The organism is Billgrantia campisalis (assembly GCF_022341425.1).
Classification (GTDB): domain Bacteria; phylum Pseudomonadota; class Gammaproteobacteria; order Pseudomonadales; family Halomonadaceae; genus Halomonas; species Halomonas campisalis.
In genome coordinates, this window is the sequence record NZ_JABFUC010000001.1 from 253,507 (window position 1) to 275,599 (window position 22,093).

At 68.1% G+C, this 22,093-nt stretch carries 19 protein-coding genes; 4 read left to right on the top strand and 15 right to left on the bottom strand.

Going from position 1 to position 22,093, the window contains the following annotated elements; translation table 11 throughout:
• Positions 1 to 131 precede the first annotated feature (131 nt).
• From HOP52_RS01090 to HOP52_RS01105, 4 genes are all read right to left on the bottom strand, one after another.
• The gene (locus HOP52_RS01090) at positions 132 to 596 is read right to left on the bottom strand and encodes a DUF6586 family protein (RefSeq protein ID WP_238975081.1); all 465 of its coding nucleotides are present in this window, start codon (positions 594 to 596) and stop codon (positions 132 to 134) included.
• On the bottom strand, positions 593 to 3,238 hold the full coding sequence (gene topA / locus HOP52_RS01095) for a type I DNA topoisomerase (RefSeq protein ID WP_238975083.1): 2,646 nt from the start codon (positions 3,236 to 3,238) through the stop codon (positions 593 to 595). Before topA ends, HOP52_RS01090 begins: the two co-directional genes overlap by 4 nt.
• A gap of 261 nt (positions 3,239 to 3,499) precedes the next feature.
• On the bottom strand, positions 3,500 to 6,154 hold the full coding sequence (locus HOP52_RS01100; RefSeq protein ID WP_238975085.1) for a DUF3141 domain-containing protein: 2,655 nt from the start codon (positions 6,152 to 6,154) through the stop codon (positions 3,500 to 3,502).
• 158 nt (positions 6,155 to 6,312) lie between these two features.
• Positions 6,313 to 7,200: an ATP-binding protein gene (locus HOP52_RS01105; RefSeq protein ID WP_238975087.1), complete on the bottom strand. Its 888-nt coding sequence runs from the start codon at positions 7,198 to 7,200 to the stop codon at positions 6,313 to 6,315.
• A 175-nt stretch (positions 7,201 to 7,375) separates the two neighbouring features.
• Here HOP52_RS01105 and HOP52_RS01110 point away from each other — a divergent pair, with 175 nt between their 5' ends.
• Both HOP52_RS01110 and lipA read left to right on the top strand, forming a co-directional pair.
• Positions 7,376 to 8,365 (top strand): LysR family transcriptional regulator, encoded by a 990-nt coding sequence (locus HOP52_RS01110; RefSeq protein WP_238975099.1) that lies wholly within the window; start codon positions 7,376 to 7,378, stop codon positions 8,363 to 8,365.
• Between the two features lie 249 nt (positions 8,366 to 8,614).
• Positions 8,615 to 9,670: a lipoyl synthase gene (gene lipA, locus HOP52_RS01115; RefSeq protein WP_238975101.1), complete on the top strand. Its 1,056-nt coding sequence runs from the start codon at positions 8,615 to 8,617 to the stop codon at positions 9,668 to 9,670.
• A gap of 20 nt (positions 9,671 to 9,690) precedes the next feature.
• Here lipA and lipB read toward each other — a convergent pair whose 3' ends face one another.
• From lipB to HOP52_RS01170, 11 genes are all read right to left on the bottom strand, one after another.
• Positions 9,691 to 10,395 carry a lipoyl(octanoyl) transferase LipB gene (lipB, locus tag HOP52_RS01120; RefSeq protein WP_238975103.1) on the bottom strand — a complete coding sequence of 235 codons (705 nt, stop codon included), beginning with the start codon at positions 10,393 to 10,395 and terminating at the stop codon, positions 9,691 to 9,693.
• The gene (locus tag HOP52_RS01125; protein WP_238975105.1) at positions 10,395 to 10,706 is read right to left on the bottom strand and encodes an HP0495 family protein; all 312 of its coding nucleotides are present in this window, start codon (positions 10,704 to 10,706) and stop codon (positions 10,395 to 10,397) included. Before HOP52_RS01125 ends, lipB begins: the two co-directional genes overlap by 1 nt.
• A 111-nt stretch (positions 10,707 to 10,817) precedes the next feature.
• Entirely contained in the window at positions 10,818 to 12,020 is a 1,203-nt protein-coding gene (locus HOP52_RS01130; RefSeq protein ID WP_238975107.1) for a D-alanyl-D-alanine carboxypeptidase family protein, read from the bottom strand.
• A gap of 53 nt (positions 12,021 to 12,073) precedes the next feature.
• Positions 12,074 to 13,069, bottom strand: coding sequence for a septal ring lytic transglycosylase RlpA family protein (locus HOP52_RS01135; RefSeq protein ID WP_238975109.1), 996 nt, complete (start codon positions 13,067 to 13,069; stop codon positions 12,074 to 12,076).
• On the bottom strand, positions 13,066 to 14,127 hold the full coding sequence (gene mltB / locus HOP52_RS01140) for a lytic murein transglycosylase B (RefSeq protein ID WP_422677678.1): 1,062 nt from the start codon (positions 14,125 to 14,127) through the stop codon (positions 13,066 to 13,068). Before mltB ends, HOP52_RS01135 begins: the two co-directional genes overlap by 4 nt.
• 52 nt (positions 14,128 to 14,179) lie before the next feature.
• The gene (rodA, locus tag HOP52_RS01145) at positions 14,180 to 15,340 is read right to left on the bottom strand and encodes a rod shape-determining protein RodA (RefSeq protein ID WP_238975111.1); all 1,161 of its coding nucleotides are present in this window, start codon (positions 15,338 to 15,340) and stop codon (positions 14,180 to 14,182) included.
• 3 nt (positions 15,341 to 15,343) lie between these two features.
• Positions 15,344 to 17,251: a penicillin-binding protein 2 gene (gene mrdA, locus HOP52_RS01150; protein ID WP_238975113.1), complete on the bottom strand. Its 1,908-nt coding sequence runs from the start codon at positions 17,249 to 17,251 to the stop codon at positions 15,344 to 15,346.
• 41 nt (positions 17,252 to 17,292) lie between these two features.
• Positions 17,293 to 17,760 (bottom strand): 23S rRNA (pseudouridine(1915)-N(3))-methyltransferase RlmH, encoded by a 468-nt coding sequence (gene rlmH, locus HOP52_RS01155; protein WP_238975115.1) that lies wholly within the window; start codon positions 17,758 to 17,760, stop codon positions 17,293 to 17,295.
• Positions 17,757 to 18,119 (bottom strand): ribosome silencing factor, encoded by a 363-nt coding sequence (gene rsfS / locus HOP52_RS01160; RefSeq protein WP_238975117.1) that lies wholly within the window; start codon positions 18,117 to 18,119, stop codon positions 17,757 to 17,759. The genes rlmH and rsfS overlap by 4 nt, the downstream gene beginning before the upstream one ends.
• A gap of 67 nt (positions 18,120 to 18,186) precedes the next feature.
• Entirely contained in the window at positions 18,187 to 18,816 is a 630-nt protein-coding gene (gene nadD, locus HOP52_RS01165; RefSeq protein WP_238975422.1) for a nicotinate-nucleotide adenylyltransferase, read from the bottom strand.
• A gap of 68 nt (positions 18,817 to 18,884) precedes the next feature.
• Positions 18,885 to 20,192: a glutamate-5-semialdehyde dehydrogenase gene (locus tag HOP52_RS01170; RefSeq protein WP_238975119.1), complete on the bottom strand. Its 1,308-nt coding sequence runs from the start codon at positions 20,190 to 20,192 to the stop codon at positions 18,885 to 18,887.
• A 90-nt stretch (positions 20,193 to 20,282) separates the two neighbouring features.
• Between HOP52_RS01170 and HOP52_RS01175 the strand changes: the two genes are divergently transcribed.
• Positions 20,283 to 21,170, top strand: a complete 888-nt coding sequence (locus HOP52_RS01175; RefSeq protein WP_238975121.1) for a hypothetical protein — start codon at positions 20,283 to 20,285, stop codon at positions 21,168 to 21,170.
• On the top strand, positions 21,157 to 22,092 hold the full coding sequence (locus tag HOP52_RS01180; protein ID WP_238975123.1) for a GGDEF domain-containing protein: 936 nt from the start codon (positions 21,157 to 21,159) through the stop codon (positions 22,090 to 22,092). Before HOP52_RS01175 ends, HOP52_RS01180 begins: the two co-directional genes overlap by 14 nt.
• Position 22,093: the final 1 nt, after the last annotated feature.

Sequence of the window (22,093 nt, forward strand, 5' to 3'; positions counted from 1 at the left end):
GCTTGCAGTTCCGGTGCTGGCCATCCATGGCCAGCCCGTTCGGAGCAGTGCTCCTCACCCCTGGCATAGGACCCACTTTCCGGCCTGTCCCCGGAACTCCTCGCTTTGCAAGACTTGCAAGTAGTGGAGGCCTACCACTCCTGGCTGGTTTCGCGCAGGGCGGCGATCTCCGCCTTGGCCTCGCGCAGGCAGGCGTGCAGCTCATCCCCCAGGGCGGCGGCGCTGCCCACGGCGATAAGGCCGGCGCCGGCGCCGCTGCGACGTCGTGCCGCGCCGTCGCTAGCGTGCAGCGCCTCGAGCTTGCCGATCAGCCAGGAAAGCCAACTGCCCTGCCGAGCGGCCAGCTCACGCAGCCGCTGCAGCTCGGCCACCGACTCGCCCTCGGGACCGAGCAGCTCGCGCCAGTCATGCCGCTCCAGGGCGGCATGCTCGGTGACCTCGCGCAGCAGTGACTCCAGCGCCAGCTCGGTGAGCGCCAGGGCACCCTCCTCGGCGGCCATGCGCCGCGCCTCGGCGTGCTCGTCGCTGCCCGGCGCCACCTGCAGCAGCAGTTCGGCCTGATAGAGCAGCTGGTTGGTACGGGATCGCGGGGTCACTTGCGCTTATCCTCCACCTGCCACTTGCCGTTGTCGAAGATGGCCTTCCAGCCGGTGGCCTTGCCGCCCTCGTCGGTCATCACGTACTGGGACTTGGTCTTGCGCGAAAAGCGAATCTGCGCCGGCCGTCCGTCCGGGTCCTCGCTCGGCGCCTTGAGCAGGAAGCGGTACTTCTCCGGCAGCTCATCGGCATGGGCCTTGAGCTCGCGCACCAGGGGCGGGCGGGTCTCGCGGTTCTTGGGGAACTTGCTGGCGGCGAGGAACAGGCCGCTGGCGCCGTCGCGCAGCACATAGTGGTCCTCGACCTTCTGGCAGGCCAGCTCCGGCATGGGGATGGGGTCCATCTTGGGCGGCGCCACCTCGCCGCTCTTGAGCAGCTTGCGGGTGTTCTTGCACTCGCTGTTGGTGCAGCCGAAATACTTGCCGAAGCGACCGGACTTGAGCTGCATCTCGCTCCCGCACTTGTCGCACTCGATGGTGGGGCCGTCGTAGCCCTTGATGCGGAACCTGCCCTCCTCCACCTCATGACCGTCACAGTCGGGGCTGTTGCCGCAGATGTGCAGCTTGCGGGTCTCGTCGATCAGGTAGCTGTCCATGGCCGTGCCGCACTTGGGGCAGCGGTGCTTGGCACGCAGCGCCTCGGTCTCGGCCTCCTCGTCGGCGTCGGCGGCCACCGCCTCCTCGCCCGGCAGCAGGTCGATGGTGGTCTTGCAGCGCTCCTTGGGCGGCAGGTTGTAGCCCGAACACCCCAGAAAGACGCCGGTGGAGGCGGTGCGAACCTGCATCTTGCGCCCACAGGTGGGGCAATCGATGTCAGTGGGCACCGGCTGATTGGGGCGCATGCCCGCCTCGCTCTCGGCCTCCTCGAGCTCCTTTTTGAACTCGGCGTAGAAGGCATCGAGCAGCGCGCGCCAGTTGCGCTCACCTTCGGCCACCTCGTCGAGGCTGTCCTCCATGCGCGCGGTGAAGGAGAAGTCCATCAGGTCGGGGAAGGACTCCTTGAGGCGCTCGGTGACGATATCGCCGAGTTTCTCGGCGTAGAAGCGGCGGTTCTCCAGCTTGACGTAGCCGCGGTCCTGGATGGTGGAAATGATCGAGGCGTAGGTGGAGGGGCGGCCGATCCCGCGCTTCTCCAGCTCCTTGACCAGGCTCGCCTCGGTGTAGCGCGCCGGCGGCTTGGTGAAGTGCTGACGCGGGTCGAGGGCTTCGAGGTGCATGGGAGTGCCCTCGGCGAGATCCGGCAGCGCCTGGTCCTCGTTCTTGCCGGCCGGCTTCATCACCCGGGTGTAGCCGTCGAACTTGAGCACCCGCCCCTTGGCCCTGAGCTCGAAGCCGTTCGCCTCCACGGTCAGGGTACTGGACAGATACTCCGCCGGGGTCATCTGGCAGGCCACGAACTGGCGCCAGATCAGCTCGTAGAGCCGCTCGGTGTCGCGCTCCATGCCAGCCAGGTCGCCCGCCTTGCGCTGCACGTCGGTGGGGCGGATCGCCTCGTGGGCCTCCTGGGCGCCCTCCTTGCTCGAGTAGCGGTTGGGCGACTCCGGCAGGTAGCGGGGGCCGAACTCGCTACCGATATACTCCCGTGCGCTCTCCAGGGCATCATTGGAGAGGTTGGTGGAGTCGGTACGCATATAGGTGATATAGCCCGCCTCGTAGAGGCGCTGGGCGAGCGTCATGGTCTTCTTGACCGAGAAACCCAGCCGGCCGCTGGCGGCCTGCTGCAGTGTCGAGGTGATAAAGGGCGCACCGGGCTTGGAGCGGGTCGGCTTGTCCTCGCGAGAGGTGATCGCGAGCCGCGCCGTGCGCAGCGCCGCGATGCGCTCCAGGGTCTCGGCTTCGGAGGTGGGGCGGAAGGGCTTGCCGTCCTGGCGCACCAGCTCGAAGCGGATCGGCTGCGCCTCCCCGCTGCCCGCTTCCGGCTCCGGCATCAGCTCGGCGTGGACGTCCCAGAACTCTTCGGGCACGAAGGCGCGGATCTCGCGCTCGCGCTCGACGATCAGCCGCACCGCCACCGACTGGACGCGCCCGGCGGACAGCCCGCGGGCGATCTTGGCCCACAGCAGTGGCGAGAGCATGAAACCTACCACCCGGTCGAGGAAGCGCCGTGCCTGCTGCGCCTCGACCCGGGGAATATTGAGGCTGCCGGGCTCCTTGAAGGCCTCCTGGATGGCGTTCTTGGTGATCTCGTTGAACACCACTCGCTTGTAGCGCTCGCCGTCGCCGCCAATGGTCTCCTTGAGGTGCCAGGCGATCGCCTCCCCCTCGCGGTCAAGGTCGGTAGCGAGATAGACGGCATCGGCCTTCTCGGCGAGCTTCTTGAGCTCGGCGACCACCTTCTCCTTGCCGGGCAAGATCTCGTAGTGGGCCTCCCAGCCGTGTTCGGGGTCGATGCCCATGCGCCGAATGAGCTGCTCGCGAGACTTGCGCTTGCGGTATTCGGCCTTCTCGTCGGGGGACATCTTGCGTGTCGCCGCGGCCTGGCGCGCGCGCTCCTTGGGGTCGGAGGCTGCCTTGCCCGAGCCGCTGGTCGGCAGGTCACGGATATGACCCACGCTCGACTTCACGATGAATTCGTTGCCGAGGTACTTGTTGATCGTCTTGGCCTTGGCCGGCGACTCGACGATGACCAGTGACTTGCCCATAGTGCTCCACTTTCTGCACGGTACCGACCCGATGGCCGGCGCCTGACGGTTCTGTCCCGGCGCTCGCGCTGGGCGGCCTGCCGGGTGAAAAATCCGCTTACCCTACCCCAGCCTTCGCTGTCACGCCAGTCACGCCGGGACGGACGGCGCTACGCCGGTTCTCTGAACCTAGACGGCCGACCCCGCATCCGGCAAACCCCGGCCCCGAAAAGCAGACGCCTCCGGCGACGAATCGACGGAGGCGTGCAAAGGAGCGCGGGCTCAGCGTTTGCGCGGCTTGCGGGGAGTCTGCCCGGCCTTGCCGGTCCCGCGACGCTTGGGCTTATTCGCTGTTGCCTCGGGCTCGGCACTGCGCTCGGCGGCCGGCGCCATGGCTGTAGTGTCGCTGGCCTCAGGCTCGGACTTGGTGGCCGGGGCTTTGGCTTCGGGCTCTGCTGCCGGGGCCTTGGCTGTCGCGTCGCCGGCCTTGGCTTCGGGCTCGGCGGCCGGGGCCTTGGCAGCAGGATCGCTGGCCTTGGCTTCGGACTTGGCGGCCGGGGCCTTGGCAGACGCTTCCACAGACCGAGGGGCTTGCTGGGGCTCGGCATCGGCCCGATCGCGGGCGGGCGCCGGCGCATCAGCGAAGTGCTTCTCGACCTCGCTCAATGCCGCCGACTGGGCCTTGGCGTCGCTCTCGACCTCCGCCTGCAGTTCGGCCATGGCCTGGCGCTGGTCGGCGGGCTCGACGCGCTCCAGCGCCACCCCGAACAGCTCGCGAATGTGCCGGTAGCGGTCCTGGGCGTGCGGGGGCAGATCGCCGCTGGCGGCCAGGACGTGGTCGATGTGTTCCAGGTGGCCGCGGATGGCCTCGGCACTCTCGCCCTCGAGCAGTTCGGGGATCGCCGCCAGCGCCGCCTCGCGGTCGAGCTTTAGGATGAAGAACTGCTCGCGCACCAAGTGCTTGAAGTCAGCAAGGGTGCTGCCGGGCTCCAGCTCCGCCCGTGAAGCGCGCAGCCGCTTGAAGTTACGCTCATCGGTGGTGGGCGAGCCGCCCAGCACGTGGATGACCGCCCGCATCACCGCTTCATGGCTGCCACCCTCGGCCACCTGCTCACGCAGCCGGGCCTGGCGCTGTTCGATGAAGCGGCGATGCTCGGGCTCGCTGCCGGGCCGGCGGCGATGCACATGAGCGTCGCCGCCCAGTCCCACCATGGCCTGCAGCAGCGGCTGCCCGTAGAGGTCGAGGAACAGCCGCTCGGTGGCCTGGTCGCGCAGATCCCGCCAGGCATTCAGCCCGCGAGTAACCTGGTCAGACACGATACCCTCCATCAGGTGGTAGACATTGTCGTCGCCGACCGGGTGGCGGTTGCGGCGCACCCAATCGGCCAGCACCGGCAGCGGCACGGAGAGCGGATTGCGGTCGGAGAGCAGCTTGTAGCCCAGCCGGATCGGATGGGCGCGCCGAATCCATTTTGCCGCCTCGGGGGTGATAGCAGCGCGAACCCAGGGCTGCACGAACAGCCGGTAGAGCCCCAGGTTGATCTCCGAAATCCTCGCCACGGCGGCAAAACGAGTATCGTCCTCGGGACGATGGTCGATGACGTCACGGTTGAGCCCCTCGATGGAGCGCGGCTTGAACTCCAGCAGGTAGTCACGCTCGAGCAGCTCGGCGTCGCTGCGCTCGGCGGCCGAAGTCACGGTAGTCTCGTAGAGGCCGGGGGGCAGCACATCGATGTAGTCGATGTTGGCGGTAAACTCGGCGTGCTCCTTGCGCGACACGCTGCCCGACACGAAGATGCCCAAATGCCCGGTGGTGTCGTGGACGCAGTAGACGATGGTCTGATCGCTGGCAATGATGTCCTCGACCCCGTCGTAGAGGTCGCGCACCCAGCCCAGCGCCTGGGGCGGTGGGGTAATATCGTCACCCTGCGAGCAGAACACCACCACCGGCGAGCGGACATTGCGCAAATCGATGCGCCGCCCGTCGGAGGTGACCAGCTGCGCGGTGGAGAGACGATTGCCGACGAAGAGGTTGTCGACGATGTACTGGATCTCCTGGCCACCCAGCACCACGTGGCCGCCCCACCAGCGCTCGAACTCCAGGTAGCGCTCGGCCTCGCTGTCGACGTTGGCGAACAGCCGGTACTGCTTGCTCCAGTAGGTGTTGGCCGGGTTCAGGCGCTCGAAGTTCTGTACCAGCCAGGCGCCGTCGAACTCGCCATCGCCGATGTCGCTGAGCAGCGAGGTCATCCAGCTGCCGCCGCTCATGCCGCCGGCGTAGCGCATCGGCGCGCGGCCCCGCTCGCCGGCCCAATAGGAGAGCGGTGCGCCGGCGATCAGGATCGGCCCGAAGAGGTCGGGTTCCAGGGAGGCCGCCATCATGATCTGCCAGCCGGCCTGGCAGTTACCCACCACCATGGGTTTCTCCGACGAGTCCGGGTGGCGCTCGGCCACGCGGCGCAGGAAGGCGATCTCGGCCTCGACGACGTCCTCCACCGTCTGCCCCGGCTCGGGATAGGGCAGAAAGCCGATAAAGTAGCAGGGGTGACCGGCACGCAGCGCCACGCCGATCTCGCTGTCGGGCTTGAAGCCGCCAATCCCCGGGCCGTGGCCAGCGCGCGGATCCACCACCACGAAGGGTCGGGCCTGGAGATCGATCTCCACGCCCTGGGGCGGCAGGATGCGCATCAGCTCATAGTTCACCGGCCGCGGCAGCTCGCGCCCATCCATGACCACCTCGGCGTCGAAGCCCAGCACATTGGGCTTGGTCTTCTCGATGTGCTCGAGGTACTGGTTGCCACGCTGTCGCATCACATCCATGTAGAGCACGCTGCGCTCGACGGCGTCTCGCCAGTAGTCGAAGGCGGCACGGCCGAAACCGAAGGGATCCAGAAAACTCAGCGCCTCTGCGGGCGGTGTCGGCATCAGGGGTTTCATGTGTGGCTCCTTGGTTCGCTGGGCCGGGTTGCCGGCACCAGGAGGGAGAATCTATGCTGCATTGCAATATAGCAAGGATACGCCTAACGCCGCCAATGCGCAGCCGTTGCTGGCGATTTTTTTAAGCTCATCAAACTCAGTCTCATCGCACTTTGAGCTCATCGCACTTTGGCATGAGCCGTACCGCCGTCATGCCACTCCGCCAGGGCCCGGCGCAGGCGTCGCCTGGCCTCGGCGGCATCACGCCCCCATACCAGCAGCCGCGCCTCGCCGGCCTGCGACGACTGGTCGAGGCGCACTCCGGGGCCGCCGCTGATGCGGCCCGCGCCACCATGAAGCGGCACCAGCAGCGCCTGGCCGGGGCGCCCCGGGCCGTGCCCCATGGGGCCAACCCGCGGCCGCTTGAGCCGCTCACCGGCCACCAGGCGCAACTGCTCGACGGCCAGGTCGAGCCCTGTCAACGCCTCGGCGAGGCCTTCCTGGCCGGTCAGTCCGGGATGCATGCCGGCAAAGCCCAGCCGGCTGCCCTCGAGGGTAAAGCTGAGGGTTGCGAGCCCTACCAGCCCCACCGCCCGTGCGCCCTGCATCGCGAGCTGACCCAGATAGGCACGCTGCTCCGGGGTCAGGCGCTCACTGGGGGCTCGCCCCTGGCCGTCGGCAGCGACCTCGTGTTCGACCAGCGCCAGGGCGCGCTGCTCCCGGTCGACCAGCACTGGCAGCTGAAGCCGGGGCGAGGCGTCCGGGGCATCGCTCAGCGGCAGCTGCGCTTCGCGCATCAGCTGGCGGATGGCCGGGGCATCGCACATGGCCGCCACCAGCGACTCGCGCGGGCCGATGAAGATGAGTCCGGCACCCCGGCAGGCCTGCGCCAGGGCAAGCTGGGTCGGGGCAGTCGCCTCGCCGGGGTGCAACGCCTCGCAGCCGTACCGCTCGGCCCTGGCGATCAGGGCGTCCCCCAACTGACCGTCGCCGGGGTGCCAGGTGAGCGCCAGTTCCCGGCAGGCCTGCACGGCGCGCAGCGACGCCAGCCCCGTCGAGGCCATCATGATTCCCTGCCACGACCCCGCGTGTGCAGGGGGCGGGCCCGCGTCTTGCATGGGCTGTCTCCTGGATGGCCGCCAGTGGCGGACATGGCCGCTGCCGGCGGCCGGTGTTAGCATGAAAGGGAGTGCTGCGACCAGCTTTGCAGCCTGCCTGCGACTCTACCCAGCGGAACGACCGATGACCACGCCAAGGCTGCTCAATCGCCTGACCTTTCGCCAGCTGCAGGTCTTTCAGGCCGTGCATCGCCAGCAGTCCTACTCGCGGGCAGCCGAACAGCTGGGCCTGACCCAGCCGGCGGTCAGCGCCCAGATACGCCAGCTGGAACAGGCCCTCGGGCAGCCGCTGTTCAAGTATGCCGGCAAGACGCTGCACGTGTTGCCGGCGGCCGATGCCCTGGCCGCATCGACCCAGGCGATCTTTGGCCAGGTCTCGCGGCTGCAGATGGCCCTGTCGGACATGGCCGGCACCATCTCGGGAGAACTCAATCTGGCGGCGGTCTCCACCGCCCAGTACGTGGTACCCCATATGATCGCGCGTTTTCGCGCCCACTACCCCAACATTCAGGTGCGCCTGCAGGTATGCAATCGCAGCCAGGCCCTGGAACGGCTGGCGGCGCGTCGCGATGACCTGGTGATCATGGCCATGGTACCCGAGGACGATGACAACCTGGTGTTCATGCCGATCCTGGAGAACGAGCTGATCCCGGTGGTCTGGCCCGGCCATCCGCTGCTGGCCGAGCAGGCGCCGACCCTGGAGGATCTGGCCCAGCACTATCTGCTGATGCGAGAAGCGGGCTCGGGGGTGCGCACGGCCTTCGAACAGCTGGCCGCCGAGCAGGACGTGAGCCTGGCGCACACCATGGAGCTGGGCACCAACGAGGCGATCAAGCAGGGCGTGATGGCTCACCTCGGCGTAGCCATCCTGCCCCGGCTGGCGGTCAAGCTGGAGCTGGCCTCCGGCCTGCTCGACGAGTTGCCGCTGCCGGGCTTCCCGCTGCGCCGCTCCTGGTGCACCGTCTACCCCCGCGACCGCTTCCCGACCCCGGTCACCGAGCTCTTCCTGCGCTTCGTGCGCGATCGGCTCGGCGAGTTCAGCGCCCACTTCAAGGCCCCGGCGCGTCCCATCCCCGACCACGGGGTGGTGTGCCTGCCGATCTCGCCGTCCTGACCGCCGACGGCTGGCGGATCTGGCCAGGGCTATCGCAGTTACGTAAAGTGAGGCTTGCCACCAGCGCCCCTCTCTTTGTGTTACCCCGATAGCCCTGCGAACCAGCCCCCTGCCTGTCACCTGGCGATGCGACTGTGGTAGATTACGAGCCTGCGACCATCGTATCAATTTGCCTGCCCTGCGCCCCCGGAGCGTGCTCGCCTATCGCGCAGGGCCCTGGCAGCCGCCGAGTGGAGGGGCTCACACCCTATGAGCGACAGCACCTCAAAACGCATCCCCAGCGGTGAGAAATTCCGCAACGAGCACGGCATGGCCGTGATCAAGGATGGCATCAAACAGGGCAAGCAGGACGAGGAGCGTCCCGAGCCGGGACGCAAGCCGCAGTGGCTGCGCGCTCAGATCCCCGGTGGTGAGCGCTTCGAGGCGGTCAAGAAGAACGTCAGCACCCATCGCCTAAGCACCGTCTGCGCCGAGTCCCACTGCCCCAACATGGGTGAGTGCTGGAGCAACGGTACCGCCACCATCATGCTGATGGGCTCGGTGTGCACCCGCGCCTGTCGCTTCTGTGCCGTGGATACCGGCAATCCCAAGGGCTGGCTGGATAGCGAGGAGCCGGCCAATACCGCCAAGTCGGTGGAGTTGATGGGGCTGCGCTACGTGGTGCTGACCTCGGTGGACCGCGACGACCTCGACGACGGCGGTGCCGCCCACTATGCGGCCTGCATCCGCGCCATCAAGACGCACACCCCCGAGGTGGTGGTGGAGGCGCTGACCCCAGACTTCGACGGTGTGCACTCGGCCATCGAGCAGGTGGTCGACTCAGGCCTCGAGGTGTTCGCCCAGAACGTCGAAACCGTGGAGCGGTTGACCCAGCGGGTGCGCGACCCCCGCGCCGGCTATCACAAGACCCTGGACGTCCTGGCCCATGCCAAACGCCACAAGCCCCAGGTGCTGACCAAGACCAGCCTGATGCTGGGCCTAGGTGAAACCGAGGCGGAGATACTGGCCACCTTCGATGACCTGCGCGAGATCGGCGTGGACATCGTCACCCTCGGCCAGTACCTGCGCCCCACCCGCAACCATCTGCCGGTGGAGCGCTGGGTGACGCCCGCTGAATTCGAGCGGTATCGCCAGATCGGCCTGGAGAAGGGCTTCATGGAAGTCGCCTCGGGGCCGCTGGTGCGCTCCAGCTACCGCGCCGACCGGGTGTTCGAGAAGAACAACCTGGGCCTGGCCGCCCCCGCCGAGGTGCCCGGCCAGACGCCCGAAGACCCCAACCGGATCGACGCCATCAACGTGGGATAACAGGTACGAGGAACGAGGGGCTAGGAACGAGGGTTTCCTCGCTTACTCGTGTCCTCGGCCCTGACTATCTTCCTTCGCAGTTCCCGGGCCAGGCACTGGGCCAGGCGCTCGCCCATGGCCTCGACCGGGGGACAGTCGGCAACATGATCCGCCAGTCGCGTCATCGCCATGCCCGCATAGCCGCAGGGGTTGATGCGCTGGAAGGGGGACAGGTCACCGTCGACGTTGAGGGCCACCCCATGGAAGCTGCCGCCGCGGCGGATGCGCAGCCCCAGCGAGGCGATCTTGGCCTCGCCGACGTAGACGCCCGGTGCGTCGGGACGCGCCCGCGCCTCGACGCCCAGCTCGGCGAGCAGCGCGATCACCGCGTTCTCGAGCCCAGTCACCAGATCACGCACGCCCAGGCGCGAGCGGCGCACATCGATGAGCGGATAGAGCACCACCTGACCGGGACCATGATAGGTCACCTGGCCGCCGCGGTCGGTCTGCACCACCGGGATGTCGCCTGGCATCAGCAGGTGCTCGGGTTTGCCGGCCTGCCCCTGGGTAAATACCGGGTCATGCTCCACCAGCCAGAACTGATCCGGCGTTTCGGCGTCGCGCGAATCGGTGAGGTCACGCATCGCCTGCCACACCGGCGCATAGGGGCGACGGCCCAGGCGATGGAGCTCGATGGGCGGCAACGGCTGGGGCTGAGAAACCGGCTGAGCGGCGCTTGCCCCCATCACACCACCATATGCACGCGGCCGGTGGCCTTGAGCTCGTCGAACAGCGCCTTGAGCTGCGCCTCGCCGGTGGCGCGCAGCGTCAGGCGCACCGACAGGAAGCGGGCGTTCCGGCTTGCCACCACCTGCAGACTCGCGGCATCGAAGCCGGGATCGTGGCGGTTCACCACCTGGCAGACGACGGCGGTGAAATCCTCGGCCGCGTCGCCCACCACCTTGATCGGGTAGTCGCAGGGGAAGGTGATCTTGGGCGGCTTGCCACCGGCCGGCCGGCTCGGCTGGCGCAGGTCGCGCAGGGACTTGTCGGTCATGGGGATTCCAGCGGGTCGTGGATATCCGAGCATTTTACCAAACTTGCGCAAAGAGACTACCGAGGAGCAAGGGCATTCCTCGCCCCTCGCTCCTTATGACTGACCGAAGGTCTACCCAAACCAGCGACCGACCAGGTTGCTGAAGAAGCGCCGCACCTCGTCGAACAGGCGCTTGAACATGCCGCCCTCCTCGATCGCTTCCAGCGCCACCAGCGGCTGCTCGCCGACCACCTCGTCGCCGAGCAGCACTTCCAGGGTGCCCAGCCGCTCACCCGAGGCGATCGGCGCCGCGATATCGCCGCGGATGTCGAGCCGAGCGCTGAGCTCCTGGTTGCGGGCCCGCGGCACGGTCATGTGGACGTCTTCATCCACGCCGAGGCGCAGGTCGTTCTTCTCCCCGCCCCACACCCTCGGGGTGCTCAGCACGGAGCCCTGGTCGTAGAGCTTGAGCGTCTCGTAGTAGCGGAACCCGTAGCTGAGCAGCTTCTGGGTCTCCTGGGCCCTGGCCTCTTCGGAGCTGGTGCCCATCACCACCGAGATCAGACGCATGTCGTCACGCTTGGCCGAAGCGACCAGGCCATAGCCCGCCTCGGTGGTCCAGCCGGTCTTCAGACCATCAACGGTGGGGTCGCGCCACAGCAGGCGGTTGCGATTGGGCTGGCGGATGTCGCTGTAGGTGAAGTACTTCTCGGCATAGACGGCGTAATGCTCGGGATAGTCGTTGATGATGTAGCGCGACAGCAGGGCCATGTCGCGGGCCGAGGAGTACTGCTCGGGATGCGGCAGTCCGGTGGCATTGGTGAAGTTGGTGTTGTGCAGCCCAAGACGAGTGGCGTGCTGGTTCATCAGGTCGGCGAAGGGCGCCTCGCCGCCGGCCAGGTGCTCGGCCACCGCCACGCTGGCGTCGTTGCCCGAGGAGATGATGATGCCGTAGAGCAGGTCGCGGATCGACACTTCGGTATCGACCTCGATGAACATCTTGGAGCCGCCGGTCCGCCAGGCGTTCTCGCTGACCCGCACCATGTCATCCATGCTGATATTGCCCCGGTCGAGCTCGCGCTCCACCAGGTAGGCGGTCATCAGCTTGGTCAGACTGGCCGGCGGCAGGCGTTCATCGGCGTTGTGCTCGACCAGCACACGGCCACTGTCGGCATCCATGAGAAACCAGGATTTGGCGGCGATCTGCGGCGGCGCCGGGATCATGGTCTGCGGCGTGGGTACGCCCTGGGCCAGAGCCTGTGGAACCGCCAGCACCAGGCTCAACAGCATCACCGGCAGCAGCCGTGGGCGAAGATAACGGAACAGCACTCTCATGGGCATGGGTCTCACTGAAAACATCGAAAGGGTCAGGGGGATAGAGGGGCCGATCATTCGGCACCGTTGACGATAAAGGCCTGGCCGAAGCCCGCACGGCGCAGTTCATCGCGCAGCGGTTCGACCTGACCGGCATGGGCCAGGGGCCCAATCTGCACCCGATGCATGCCGGTGGCACTGGCCACCCGCACCGGATGGGACAGCTCGCTCTCGAGCCGCGCCTTGAGCGCCCGGGCGCTATCGGCCGAGCCCAGCGCGGCGATCTGCACGTATATGGGCGAGCCCTCCGCCGGGCGCTCCTGGACCGAAGCGCTCGCCGCGCTGCCGTTGGCGGACGCCGAAGGCCCCCCCGCCGTTGGTGCCGCGGCCAGCTCACGGGCCGAGGCCTCGGCGGCATCGGCGACGGTCTCAGCGCTGCGGGCGCCGCTTGCACGGCGCCCGCCGTCCTCGCCGTGCTCGGCCAGCCAGCGCTCGGCGTCGATCGCCTCCACCTTGACCCGCCCGGTACCGCGATCGAGGATATCCAGGCGCGCCGCGGCGGCGTAGGAGAGATCGATCTCACGGTCGTTGTGGAAGGGCCCCCGGTCGTTGACCCGCACGATCACCGAGCGGCCATTATCGAGGCTGGTCACCCGGGCATAGGTGGGCAGCGGCAGGGATCGATGGGCGGCGGTCATCTTGTACATGTCGTAGATCTCGCCGTTGGAGGTGGCGTAGCCGTGAAACTTCTCGCCGTACCAGGAGGCGGTACCCCTGCGCGCATAGCCTCGGGCATCCGGCAGCACCCGATAGGTCTTGCCCCATACCTCGTAGGTGGGCCGGTTGCCGCCGCGCGAGAGCGCCTCTACCCGGGGCACGGCATCGGGCACCCGGCTGACGTCGGGGGGATCCTCCGGGTAGGCGTCCCCGGACATGGCGTAGCGCTGCCCGCTGGGCGCCGCCGCCGGCGCCTTGGCGGTGTCGCGCCGGGTGTCCGTTGGCGAGCTACCGCCGCCGGCACAGCCGGCCAGCAGCGCTGCCACCATCAGGCCCGGCGCCCAGCCCTTCATGCGTCGTCTCCCGAAACGGCATCCGCCTCGAGGGGATGGTGGGCGAGCTCCCGCGTCGCCGCGATGGCCTCTGCCAGCTCGGTCACCGCCATCGCATAGAGATGGCTGTGGTTGTAGCGGGTGATGACATAGAAGTTGTGGTGCCCGACACGGTAGCGCCAGCTCTCCCCGGCGTAATCCAGCGCCAGGGGAATCACCGCGGCATCGGCGTCGAGTGCCTCCCGGGGATGGATTCCGGCGGCCGCCAGTTTCTCCACCGCCGCATAGGGCGACGACGTGCGGTTGAAGTCGATCTCATCGGGAGGGGCATCGGGGCCTTGCGCCTCGGCGTAGATCGGCGCCCCCGCCCGCCAGCCATGCTCGGCAAAGTAGTTGCCGACGCTGCCGATGGCATCCACCGGATTGGTCCATAGGTCGCGCAGGCCGTCGCCGTCGAAATCCACCGCATAGGCGCGATAACTGGTGGGAATGAACTGCGGATAGCCCATGGCGCCGGCATAGGAGCCCTTGAGCGTGCCGGGGTCGACCTCCTGCTCACGGGTGATCTCCAGGAAAGCCGCCAGCTCACCGCGGAAGAAGTCGCCGCGCACCGGATGGTGAAAGGCCAGGGTCGACAGCGAGTCGAGGACCCGGTGGCGCCCGGTGAAGCGGCCATAGCTGGTCTCGACCCCGATGATGGCGGCGATCATCTCCGGCGGTACGCCGTACTCGGCCTCGGCGCGGGCGAAGGCCTCGCGGTGGGTCTCGATGAAGGCCACGCCGCGCTCGACCCGCTCCGGCTGCAGGAATATCTCGCGGTATTCGTCCCAGCGCAGGCGGCGCTCTGCGGCACCCTCCATGGCATCGAGCACACTTTGCGCAAAGACCGCGTCGCGCATGGCGCTTTCCAGCCAGTCGCGGGCGATGCCGCGTTCGGCCAGCTCGTCGACCAGCTGCCGCGCCCCCTCATGGTCGGCGGGGTCGAAGTCGGCGGCACTGGCCAGCGCCGGCAAACACCACAGGGCCATCACGGCGGCACCCGTCAGGGCGCCCCTCTTCCACTTGCTGGCTGGCGTCATCCGCATGCCACTCCCTGACGTTACCCTCATCGAATTTGCTACCCCTGATCACCTAGCGCGGCAGCAGCCGACGATGACCATGAATCGACATGAGAATACCGAAACCCGCCAGCAAGGTCACGCTGGAGGTGCCCCCGTAGCTCACCAGCGGCAGGGGCACCCCGACCACCGGCAGGATGCCGCTGACCATGCCCACGTTGACGAACACATAGATGAAGAAGGTCAGGATGATGCTGCCGCCCAGCAGCCGGCCGAAGGAGTCGTGGGCGGCGGCCGCCAACCACAGGCCACGGATGACGATCAGCAGGAACAGCGTCAGCACCACCAGCATCCCCACCAGGCCAAACTCCTCCCCCAACACCGCGACGATGAAGTCGGTATGGCGCTCGGGCAGGAACTCCAGCTGCGACTGGGTCCCCTGCAGCCAGCCCTTGCCCCAGAGCCCGCCGCTGCCGATGGCGGTGGTCGACTGGATGATGTTCCAACCCGCCCCCAGGGGGTCGCTCTCGGGATTGAGGAAGGTCAGCACCCGCTGACGCTGATAGTTGTGCAGGTTCATCCACACCAGCGGCAGCGCCGCCGCCGCCAGCACGGCGAGAAAGGCGATGAAGCGCCAGGAGAGTCCCGCCAGCAGCACCACGAACACCGCCGCCGAGGCGACCAGTAGCGAAGTCCCGAGGTCCGGCTGGCGAGCGATCAGCAGCACCGGAACGCCGATCAGCGCCCCACATACCGCCAGGTCCCGCCAGCGTGGGGGAAGTTCCCGACGACTCAAATAGGCCGCCACCATCAACGGCATGGCCAGTTTCATCAGCTCCGAGGGCTGGAAGCGCAGCACGCCTGGAATGCTTAGCCAGCGCTTGGCGCCCATGCCCACGTCACCCACCAGCTCCACCGCCACCAGCATCAGCAGTCCGCCACCATAGACCAGCGGGGCCCAGCGCAGCAGCGTCGAAGGGGTAATCTGAGCGATCGCCAGCATCACCACCACGGCCACCAGGAAGCGTGACCCTTGGGCGATGACCGCCTCGATACGCTGCCCGCTGGCGCTGTAGAGCACCGCCAGCCCCGCCACCATCAGCACCAGCAGCATGAGCAGCAGCCAAGGGTCTAGGTGGCTGCGCTCCCAGACACTCTTGCGCCGCGACATGCCGCTCTCGGGTGGGCGCACCGGATAGCCGCGCAGGCCTCTTGCCAGATCCATCCATGCCATGGGTCAGTTACCTGCCACGCTGCCGGTGTCGTTGTCCATGGCCTCGCGCAGCTCCTCGACGTCTGGTGCCTCATCGTCAAGCAGCCAGCGATCGGTCATGGCACGGGCCAGGTGGGCGGCATGAGTGCTGCCGCCACCGGCGTTCTCGACGATCACCGACACGGCGATCTGCGGGTCCTCGAGGGGGGCGAAGGCCATGAACAGCGCATGGTCGCGCAGGCGCTCGGCGAGCTCGTCGGCGTTGTAGCGCTGATCCTGCCCCAGCGAGAAGACCTGGGCCGTGCCCGACTTGCCGGCCATGCGATATTCGAGGCCCGCGCCGGTTCGCCGAGCGGTGCCCTCGTGCCCGCTGAGCACCTTCTCCATGCCGGAGAAGACCCGGTCCCACCAGCCGTCATGTTCCACCACGATATCACGCTGGGTATCCGGCAGCGTCCCCTCGACCGGCTCATCGCCGATCCGGCTGGCCAGGCGAGGTTTGACCCACTCGCCACGGTTGGCCAGCACCGCGGTGGCGGTGGCCAGCTGCAGCGGGGTGACCTGCCAGTAGCCCTGGCCGATACCCACCGAGAGCGTCTCTCCCGGGTACCAGGGCTGGCCGAAGCGCCCGCGCTTCCACTCCCGCGACGGCATCAGCGCCGCGCTTTCGCCGAAGACGTCGTGGGCCACGCGCTGGCCGAAACCGAAGGCGCTCATGCTGCTGTGCACCCGATCGATGCCCAGCTCGTGAGCCAGGGAGTAGTAGTAGGTGTTATTTGACACCGCAATGGAGCGTTCCATGTCCACCCGACCATGCCCCCAGCGCAGCCAGTTGCGGTAGCGCCGAGAGTCGTTGGGCAGCTGATAGTAACCGGGATCATTGATGGCACGGTCCGGGGTGATGACGCCCTCGACAAGCCCCGCCATGGCCAAAAACGGCTTGATCGTCGAGCCTGGCGGATACTGGCCGCGGATCGCCCGGTTGAACAGCGGCAGGTCGATATCGTTCTGCAGCGCACGATAGGAGGCCACGTCGATGCCGGTGACGAACTGGTTGCTGTCGAAGCCCGGTGCGGAGACCATCGCCAGTATCTCGCCGGTCTTGGGGGCAATCGCCACGATGGAGCCGCGGCGGCCATCGAGCAGCTCATAGGCCAGGGTCTGCAGCTCCTTGTCCAGGGTCAGGGTCAGGTCCTGGCCCGGCACCGGATCGGTGCGACCCAGCTCGCGCAGCACCCGCCCCCGGGCGTTGGTCTCGACCTTGCGCAGCCCGGCCTGGCCGTGCAGGACATCCTCGTAGAAGCGTTCGACGCCGGTCTTGCCGATGAAGTGGGTGCCGGCATAGCGGCCGGTGTCCAGGCGCTGCAGCTCCTCGGCATTGATTCGCCCCACATAGCCCAGGGCGTGGGCCATGATCTCGGCGTCGGGGTAATAGCGCAGCAGCTGGGCCTCTACCTCGACCCCGGGCAGGCGATGCCGATTGACCGCCAGCCGAGCGATCTGCGTCTCGTCGAGGTCGCTCATCAGCAGCGCCGGCTGGAAGGGCCGCTGGCGCTGACGGGAACGCACGTGAAACGCCTCGCGCTCCTCGTCGGAGATCTCCAGCAGCTCCACCAGCAGGGCCAGGGTCGCATCCAGGTCGACCACCCGCTCGCGGATCAGGGTAAGGTTGTAGGTAGGCCGATTCTCGGCCAGCAATACGCCGTTGCGGTCGTGTATCAGCCCGCGGGTCGGCGGCAGCGGCTCGACCCGCACGCGGTTCTTCTCCGAGCGGGTACTGTAGACCTCATGCTGGACGACCTGCAGATAGACCAGCCGCCCCATCAACAGGCCGGTCAGGGTCACCACCAGCACCACCGCCAGCAGCGAGCGCATCCGGAAGATACGCAGCTCCTGCTGGGGGTTCTTGAGGGTGTCACGGCGATCGCGCATGCCGGCAAGAGCCTCGAAAAAGGGACACGAACAGGCGTCGGTCAGCGGTGATAGGGATGGCCCACCAGCAGGGTCCAGGCGCGATAGAGCTGCTCGGCCAGCATCACCCTGACCAGCGGATGCGGCAGCGTCAGCGGCGACAGCGACCAGCGCTGGTCGGCACCCGCGGAAAGCGCCGGGGCCAGCCCGTCCGGACCGCCCACCAGCAGCGCCACATCGCGCCCCGCGAGCCGCCAATCCTCGGCCTGCCGGGCCAACTGCTCGGTGCTCCAAGGCTTGCCGTGGACTTCCAGGGCCACGGTAATCTCGTCACCGCGCAGACGCTCACGAATGCGCTGCGCCTCGAGCGAGACGGCGCGCGCCACGTCGGCGTTCTTACCCCGCTGCCCGGGAGCGATCTCCTCGATCTCCAGGGCAAAGTCCCGGGGCAGCCGCTTGCGGTACTCCTCGACGCCTTCGTTCACCCAGGCGGGCATTCGCGTTCCCACCGCCAGCAGGCGAACCCTCATGCCCCGCCGCGCTCCTGTCCCATCTCGCCATCGCTGGGCAGGTCGGCCCACAGCCGCTCAAGGTCGTAGAGCTGGCGCGTCTCGGGCAGCATGATGTGTACCACCAGATCTCCCAGATCCACCAGCACCCAATCGGCGCCGGCCTCCCCCTCGACGCCAAGCGGCTGCAGCCCCTCGGCTTTCGCTACTTCGACAACATTGTTGGCCAGCGCCGCCACATGGCGGGTGGAGGTGCCGCTGGCCACGACCATCAGGTCGGTGACACTGGTCAGGCGCGACACGTCCAGCATCGCCACGTCCTTGGCCTTGAGCTGCTCCAGCGCGTCCACCACCAGAGTCCTGAGCGAATCGATGTGCATAGTCCCTCGTCAACGGGAAGTCATGGTCGGCAACCATTGTAACGCCTTGCGCCACGGCTGGCAGCGTTCAACGCTGTCGATAGAGGCCATCTCGCCGGATTCTCGCCTCCACCGCCTCGGGCAGCAGGTAGCGAACGCTGGCGCCACTCGCCAGTCGCCGCCGCACGGCGGTGGCGGAGATCGCCATCCGCGTCGGTAGCCGCAGCCGAAGCAGCCCGCCCGCCGGGCGCTGCATCAGGGACTCTACGCTATCGACCTCGCGCCCCTGAATCAGTTCGGCCAGGGCCGCGGATAGCGGGGCCTCGTGGTCGGGGCGGTCGATCACCACCAGATGGGCCAGCTCGAAGAGTCGCTGCGGGGAGCGCCAGTCGGCCAGGCGCAGGAAGGCATCATGGCCCAGCGCCATCACCAGACGCGCCTCCCGGCCATAGTCCCGGCGCAGGGCGGCCAGGGTATCGGCACTGTAGGAGGGGCCGTCGCGGCGGAGCTCACGAGGGTCGGCGACAAGCCCTGGCGTATCGCCGATGCCCGCCTCGAGCAGCGCCAGGCGCGTCTCGGGGGGAACCCAGGGCTCGCCGCGCAGCGGCGGCATGGCGGCCGGTATCATGTGCACCCGGTCCAGCGCCAGCGCCTCATGCAGCTCCACGGCGCTGCGCAGGTGCCCCAGGTGCACCGGGTCGAAGGTGCCGCCGAGCATGGCGATGCGCGCCACCGCGGCATGGCGCGGCGCGCCACCGACGGGCAGCGTGGGCGTCGCGCCTTCGCTCACCGGCGGACCTGGCCGTCGCCGTAGACCACGTACTTGCGGGTGGTGAGCCCCTCTAGGCCCACCGGCCCCCTGGCGTGGAGCTTGTCGGTGGAGATGCCGATCTCGGCGCCCAGGCCGTACTCGAAGCCGTCGGCGAAGCGGGTCGAGGCGTTGACCATCACCGAGCTGGAGTCGACCTCCGCCATGAAGCGCCGGGCCAGACCGTAGTGCTCGGTGACGATGGCATCGGTATGGTGCGAGCCGTAGCGCTCGATATGCTCGATCGCCGCCTCGATGCCGTCCACCACGCGAATCGCCAGCACCGGGGCCAGGTATTCGGTGGCCCAGTCCTCCTCGCTGGCCACGGCGGCCTGGGGCAGAATCACGCGGGTGCGCTCGCAGCCGCGCAGCTCGACGCCGTGGGCGGCATAGGCCTCGGCCAGGCGCGGCAGCAGCGTCTCCGCCACCGGGGCATCGATCAGCAGCGTTTCCATGGTGTTGCAGGTGCCATAGCGCTGGGTCTTGGCGTTCACGGCGATCATCAACGCCTTGTCCGGGTCGGCGCTGGCATCGATGTAGACATGGCAGACCCCGTCCAGGTGCTTGATCACCGGCACCCGCGCCTCGCGGCTGATGCGCTCGATCAGCGACTTGCCACCGCGGGGAATGATCACGTCGACGAACTCGGGCATGGCGATCAGCCGCCCCACGGCGGCGCGGTCGGTGGTCGCCACCACCTGCACCGCCGCCTCGGGCAGGCCGGCATCGCGCAGGCCGGCATCGATGCAGGCGGCAATGGCGGCGTTGGAGGCGCGCGCCTCCGAGCCGCCGCGCAGGATGGCGGCGTTGCCTGACTTGAGGCACAGGCTCGCCGCCTCCAGGGTAACGTTGGGGCGCGACTCGTAGATGATGCCGATCACTCCCAGCGGCACGCGCATCTGACCCACCTGGATGCCGCTGGGCCGCGCGCGCAGGCCGTCGATCTCGCCCACCGGATCCGGCAGCGTCGCCACCTGCTTGAGGCCCTCGATCATGGCGTCGAGGCGGCCCTCGTCGAGGGCCAGGCGATCGAGCAGCGCCGCGTCGAGGCCGCCTTCACGCCCCCGCTCCAGGTCGCGGGCATTGGCCGCCAGCACCTCCTGTCGCGCCTCATCGAGCCTTGCCGCCATGGCCAGCAAGGCCGCGTTCTTGTCGGCGGTGGCAGCACGCCGCATACGACTGGCGGCCTGGCGGGCGGCCTGACCGAGACGCGTCATGTAGGCCTCGACATCGCCGACAGCCTGATTTTCGGCGGAATCTTGAGTGTGAGTGAGGTGAGCAGACATGCGGTAATAATCTCCTTGGCCGCGGCGCCATAACGGCGCGGCGGGCATTATACTGGCGCGACTCCGAGTTGATCTCCATAGTAAGGCACCATGCAAAGCAAGTACAAAGTCGGGCGGATGCGCCTGAACCTGCTGGCGGCGGCACTGCTGCTGGCCATTCTGGCCTACCGTTCGGAGCTCGCCTCCAGCGCCCTGCTGCTGTGGCTGGCGGTGGCCTGGCTGACGGTGACGGCGGCACTGCTGGAATTCAGCCACCGCCGTCCGGCGTCGCTCCCGTGGCAGTTGCTCCCCAGCCTGCTGCTGGCCAGCCTGCTGTGGACGGATCCCCATCGCCATGCGCTGTGGATCTGGGTCTGGCCGGCACTCCTGATGCTTCCGCAGCCCGGTTGGATGCTGGGGCTCAGCGTGGCGCTGGCGGGGCTGACCTGGTGGTCGCTGTACGATCTCTGGGGCTTCGAGCAGGCGCTGCTCTCGGGGCTGGTGCTGCTGACGCTGATGCTGCTGGGGATGGCCCACAACCGCGAGTTCCAGCCGCTGCGGCTGGCCGCCCGCCAGCGGGCCAGGCTGATTCCCGGACTGGCGCTATGGTCGGCCCAGCAGCTCAGCGCTGACCTGCAGCGGGAGCGCGCCCGCTGCCAACGCGAGGGGGTCCATGGCGAGCTGCTGTTGCTCAGGACACCGCGCCATCTGCTGTGGTCTTCGGCCCAGGAGCTCTGCCGCCAGACACACGACTTCGAGAACTGCTATCGCCTCGACCATCACACCCTGGCAGCCCTGCTGCTGAGCCGGGACCGCGAGCAGGCTGCCGGGCGCCGTCAGGCGCTGCTGGAACGGTTGCGAGCACCGGCCAAGGCTCGCTTCGTCAGCCTCAATGCCGTCGGCCGCCTCGACGAGCAGCTGCACCGCCTCGAGCACCAGTCCCGCTCGCTGGATATCGAGCCTCCCAACGATACAGAGATCGGCCATGGCGGAGGATAATCAGTGGTCGGCCAGGCGCTTCGCCGCCGCCTACGCCGCCGGCGCCCTGCTGGTGGCCGGCTACGCCTTCTGGCACTACCTGATGGGCGACTACCAGCGCATCCTGGTGCCCGCCGTGTTGGCACTGCTGATGCTGTTCGCGTCCCTGCTGCGCCTGGCACTACCCGGCCGGACCAGGCTCTCGGCCTACCTGGTCTTGATTGCCGGCTACCTGATGCTCGGCCTGGAGCTGCCGAACATCGGGGACGCCGGAGCGCTGTGGATCGGCCTGGCACCGCTGCTGACCCTGCTGCTGCTGCCGCTGGCCTCGGCCATGCTGCTCAACGTGGTGATGGTGCCGATCTGGCTGGTGCTGCTGGGCGAGGGTCAGCTCGATACCGAATTGGCGCTGGGGTTTCTGGCCCTGATGGTGGTCGCCACCCTGATTCCCTGGGAGCAGCACCGCCAGCAGGCGCTGTTCGAAGCGACCGACCCGCGCGACCCCCACTGCAGCGCCCTCACCCAGGATGCCCTGCGTGAGCTGCTGGCCAGCGAGTTCCAGCGTACCGAGCTGCTCCATCAGCCGCTCGCCGCGCTGGTCATTCATCTGCCGCAGCTGGAAATGGCCGGCGAGCAGTTCGGCCCGCGGTCACGCCAGACGCTGATCGATGCCCTGTGTCGAGAAGCCAACCGCTGCTCCCGCCGCCACGACTTCCTCGGCCGTCAGGGCCCGGCCAGCTTCTGGCTGGTGCTGCCGGACACCAGCGAGAGCGGGGCGCAGCTGGTGCAGCAGCGCATCAAGCAGGCCGTGGAGCAGACGGTCCTGGTGGACACCGGGCCGCTGCAGGCGCCCATGACGCTGTGCCAGCGGCTGCCCGGCGAGACCTGGCCGCGCTTCGAGCAGCGCCTGCTGGCCGCGACCCGACGCCTCGCCGACGCCTGAC